Raw genomic sequence first — 4,532 nt, 5'->3', positions numbered from 1 at the left:
TCGCGGGCGGCACCCAGCTCGCGACCGCGGGCGCGCTCGTCCGCCACGCCGGCCTCGCCGCCGACCTCGAACTCCGCGACCACGTCGTTCGTCGCGGGCGACGACTCGGCGGACGTCCGCGCGCTCGCCGCCGACAACGACGTCGCGCTCACCGTCACCGACCCCGGGTTCGAGCGCCGCGACGACCACCCCGCGATGGCCGCGTACCTCGCCGGCGAAGCCAAGGAGGGCGTCGGGATGGGCGGCGCGCTCGCGCTCGCCGAGGAGGCCGGCGTGGAGATGAGCGCAGTCCGGGACGCGATCGCTGCGGTCTACGACCGCGTGACCGGGGAGGCCGCGCCGTGAAGGGCGTCGTGCTCGGCGGCACGGCCTCCGGCGTCGGGAAGACGGTGGCGACGCTCGCGGTCCTGCGCGCGCTCGAGCGCGCGGGTTACGACCCCCAGCCGGCGAAGGCCGGCCCCGACTTCATCGACCCGAGCCACCACGAACCGGTCGCGGGCGAGCCCTCGCGCACGCTCGACCCGTGGCTCTCCGGCGAGGCGGGCGTGCGCCGGAACTACCACCGCGGCGACGGCGACGTCTGCGTCGTCGAGGGAATGATGGGACTCTACGACGGCAGCGTCGCCAGCACCGCCGGCGTCGCCGACGTGCTCGACCTTCCCGTGGTGCTCGTGGTCGATGCGAGCGCGGGGATGCAGAGCGTCGGCGCGACCGCGCTCGGCTTCCGCGAGTACGCCGGCGAGGCCAGCTTCGACGTGGACGTGGTCGGCGTAATCGCCCAGCGCGCGCACGGCGGCCGCCACGCCGAGGGCATCCGGGACGCGCTCCCGGACGGGATAGCGTATCTCGGGCGCGTCCCGCCGGACGACGACCTCGCGGTCCCGGACCGCCACCTCGGTCTCCACATGGGCGAGGAGGCGACGGTCGACGAGGACGCGCTCGACGCCGCCGCGGAGCACGTCGACGCCGAGCAGGTAGTCGAACTCGCGCGCGAACCGCCGCGACCCGGCCCCGGGAGCGAGCGGCCCGCGACGGGGAAGCGCGTCGCGGTGGCTTCCGACGCGGCGTTCTGCTTCGCGTACCCGGCGACCCGGGAGCGCCTCCGAGAGCGCGCGGACGTCGCGACGTTCTCGCCGGTCGCGGGCGACGATCTGCCCGAGTGCGACGGCGTCTACCTGCCCGGCGGCTACCCGGAACTGCACGCGGACGCCCTCGCCGACTCGCGGGCGCTCGACACGCTCGCGGAACGGGCGGCCGACGGCCTACCCGTGCTCGGGGAGTGCGGCGGCCTGATGGCGCTCGCGGAGTCGCTGACGACGACCGACGGAGAGACCCGCGAGATGGCGGGCGTGCTCCCCGCGGACGTGCGGATGCGGGAGCGCTATCAGGCGCTCGACCACGTGAAACTGCGCGCCGGCGGCGACGCGCTCACCGCCGGCGCGGGCGAACGGCTGCGCGGCCACGAGTTCCACTACTCCGACACCGACGTGGCCGGCGACGCGCGGTTCGCGTTCGACGTCGAGCGCGGCACCGGCATCGCCAACGAGCGGGACGGGCTCACCGAGCACCGGACGCTGGGCACGTACGCGCACGTCCACGCCGACAGCGGCGCCTTCGACCGATTCATCGACAACCTATGACCGACGACACCGACCCAGCCGACGAGCAGGCCGACCAGCACGCGCGCACCCCCGGGAAGGGCCGGACGCCCACCGCGCGCGAAATCACGCCCGACGCCCCCGAGGAGTTCGGTCTCGTGCAGGTCTGGTGGGGGGACGGCAAGGGGAAGACGACCGCCGCGCTCGGGATGGGGTTCCGGGCGGCCGGCCACGGCTACCGCGTCCACCTCCTCCAGTTCATGAAGGGCGGCACCGCGAGCGTCGAGGACGTCCGCGGCGAGTACAACGCCATCACCGAGGTCCCCGGGTTCACGTACGAGAACTCCGGGCACTACGGCTGGCACGGCTTCCTCGACGGCAGCGACGACGACGAGCACCGAGCGCGCGCGGAGGGCGGGCTCACTCGCGCCCGCGAGCTCGTCGACGCCGCACGGAGCGTCGACGGCGCCCTCCCGCTGGACGGGCCGGCCGACGACGGCGTCCACATGCTGATTCTGGACGAGATCCTGTACGCCGCGAACCGCGGGCTCGTCGACCCGGAGGCCGTCGTCGAACTCGTCGAGGACAAGCCCGAGAACCTCGAACTCGTGTTGACCGGCGGCCACGAGGAACCCGCGTTCGCCACCGAGCGCGCGGACCTCGCGAGCGAGGTGCGCAAGCAGGCCCACCCGATCGACGCGGGCCAGCGCGCCCGCAAGGGCACCGAGTACTGATGGCCGACTGCCGCACGCTGCTCGTCGCGGGGACCGCCTCACACGTCGGGAAGAGCACCGTGGCGGCGGGAATCTGTCGCCACCTCGCGGACGCGGGCGTGGCAGTCGCGCCGTTCAAGGCCCAGAACATGAGCAACAACGCGCGCGCCGTCCCGGTGCCCGAGGCCGCTCCGCCGGAGGCGCGTGGGGCGAGGTCGGCGTCTCGCAGTACGTGCAGGCGCGGGCTGCGCGCGTCCCGGCGACCACCGACCACAACCCCGTCCTCCTGAAGCCCCGCGGGGACGCCGAGAGCCAGCTCGTCCTCGACGGACAGGCGGTCGGCCACTACGCCGCCGGCGACTACTACGACGACTTCTGGGAGCAGGCCCGCGGGACCGCCGCAGCAGCCCACGCGCGCCTCGCCGCCGACCACGACATCGTCGTCGCGGAGGGCGCGGGTAGCATCGCGGAGGTCAACCTCCACGACCGCGACCTCGCGAACGTCGAGACCGCCCGGTTCGCAGACGCCGACGTCCTCGTCGCCGCGGACATCGAGCGCGGCGGCGCGTTCGCGAGCCTCTACGGCACGCTCGAACTGCTTCCCGGGGACGTCCGCGAGCGCGTCGCCGGCGCGGTCATCACGAAGTTCCGCGGGGACCCCGCGCTCCTCGAACCCGGAATCGCGGAGATCGAGGAGCGCACGGGCGTCCCGGTTCTCGGCGTGCTGCCGTACGACGACCCCGGCCTCCCCGCCGAGGACAGCCTCTCGCTCCCGGACGAGGGCCGCGGCGTCGACGGCGGAGACGACGGCGTGGCCGACGCACGCGCGGTCACCGTGGCGGTCCCGCGGCTCCCGCGCATCTCGAACTTCACGGACCTCGAACCGCTCGCGCGCGTCCCCGGCGTGCGCGTCGCGTACGTCCCGCCGGCGGCCGACCTCGCCGACGCGGACGCGTGGTGCTCCCGGGCACGAAGAACACGGTCGACGACCTCCGCGACCTCCGGGACGCGGGGTTCGGCGCCGAGCTCCGGGCGTTCGACGGCCCGGTCGTCGGGCTCTGCGGCGGCTACCAGCTGCTCGGCGAGCGCGTCGCGAACGCCGGCGTCGAGTCCACCGACGACCTCGAAGCCGTCGCGGGGTTCGGCCTCCTCCCGGCGGAGACGGCGTTCCGCGAGGACAAGCGCGTCGACGCGGTCACGCGCGAACTGAACGGCGTCGGCCCGCTCGCGGGCGCCGCGGGCGAGGTCTCCGGCTACGAGATTCACATGGGGCGGACCGAGGTCCCGGAGTCGGTCCCGAACCCCGTCGGCCCGACGAGCGCGCGACCGACCGCGTGCTCGGCACGTACCTCCACGGCCTCTTCGAGAACGCGGTCGCCCGCGACGCGTTCGTCGACGCCGTCTACCAGTCCGCCGGCCGGGAGCGCCCGACTGTGGAGCAGTCCCGCGAGTCGCCGTACGACGCGGCCGCCGACCTCGTGCGCGAGCACGTCGACCTCGCCGCGCTCGACCTCCCCGCGTAGCCACCGACCGATTCAAGTCTGCTTGCAGTAAGTAAAGCACAGTGCCAACGACGTTCGACCTCTTCGGGACGCTGGTCGCCGCCGAGCGTTCCGACACCCCCGCGGAAGCCGTCGCGGACGCGCTCGCGGACCGCGGCGTGCCGGTTCCCGACGACTGGACGGTGGCCTACCGGGAGCCCCACGAGCCGGTCCCGGAGGGCGCCGAGCAGCCGCTCCCGGACCACGTCGCCGCCGCACTCGCCAGCCGCGGCGTCGACGCCGACGGGGAACTCGTCCGCGAAGCGACGCTCGCCGCGTTCGACCGCCCCGTCGCGGTGCGGGACGGCGCCCGGAAAGCCGTCGTCGCCGCCCGAGAGCACGGTTCGGTGGGCGTGCTCTCGAACTGCAGCGTGCCCGGACTCGCCGAGCGCGCGCTCGAAAGAGCCGGCCTCGACGTCGACGCAGTCGTGACGAGCGTCGGCTGCGGCTGGCGGAAACCAGACCCGCGCGCGTTCGCGGCCGTCGCCGACGCGCTCGACGCGGAGCCCGAGTCGCTCGTCCACGTCGGCGACGACCCCTCGACCGACGGCGGCGTCGAAGCCGTCGGCGGGCGCGCAGTACTGCTCGCCGAGACGCCGCTCCGCGAACTCCCGGAACTGCTGGAGGGGAGAGCGTGTCGCTGACTGCGGTCGGGGCGGTCGCGCTCGCGTTCGCGCTCG

At 74.6% G+C, this 4,532-nt stretch carries 3 protein-coding genes and 2 pseudogenes; all 5 read left to right on the top strand.

What is annotated here, in order from left to right; translation table 11 throughout:
- Nucleotides 1–345 (top strand): annotated as a pseudogene (locus GJ634_RS15680) (TIGR00303 family protein); the annotation flags it as partial.
- The gene (locus tag GJ634_RS14245; RefSeq protein ID WP_331714196.1) at nucleotides 342–1,640 is read left to right on the top strand and encodes a cobyrinic acid a,c-diamide synthase; all 1,299 of its coding nucleotides are present in this window, start codon (nucleotides 342–344) and stop codon (nucleotides 1,638–1,640) included. The pseudogene GJ634_RS15680 and the gene GJ634_RS14245, both read left to right, overlap by 4 nt.
- Entirely contained in the window at nucleotides 1,637–2,332 is a 696-nt protein-coding gene (locus GJ634_RS14240; protein ID WP_157503518.1) for a cob(I)yrinic acid a,c-diamide adenosyltransferase, read from the top strand. Before GJ634_RS14245 ends, GJ634_RS14240 begins: the two co-directional genes overlap by 4 nt.
- Nucleotides 2,332–3,834, top strand: a pseudogene (locus GJ634_RS14235) (cobyric acid synthase). The gene GJ634_RS14240 and the pseudogene GJ634_RS14235 overlap by 1 nt, the downstream one beginning before the upstream one ends.
- A gap of 41 nt (nucleotides 3,835–3,875) precedes the next feature.
- Nucleotides 3,876–4,496: an HAD family hydrolase gene (locus GJ634_RS14230; RefSeq protein WP_331714195.1), complete on the top strand. Its 621-nt coding sequence runs from the start codon at nucleotides 3,876–3,878 to the stop codon at nucleotides 4,494–4,496.
- Nucleotides 4,497–4,532 lie beyond the last annotated feature (36 nt).

The organism is Halobacterium sp. CBA1126 (genome assembly GCF_009741975.1).
In the GTDB taxonomy this organism is placed as follows: domain Archaea; phylum Halobacteriota; class Halobacteria; order Halobacteriales; family Halobacteriaceae; genus Halobacterium.
Note: the sequence above shows the minus strand (reverse complement) of the source record. Positions and strands in the feature narration are given on the sequence as shown.

Bases quoted from the DNA above. Each gene is read 5' to 3' on its own strand.
- GJ634_RS14240 (WP_157503518.1), top strand. From the start codon at position 1,637: ATGACCGACGACACCGACCCAGCCGACGAGCAGGCCGACCAGCACGCG.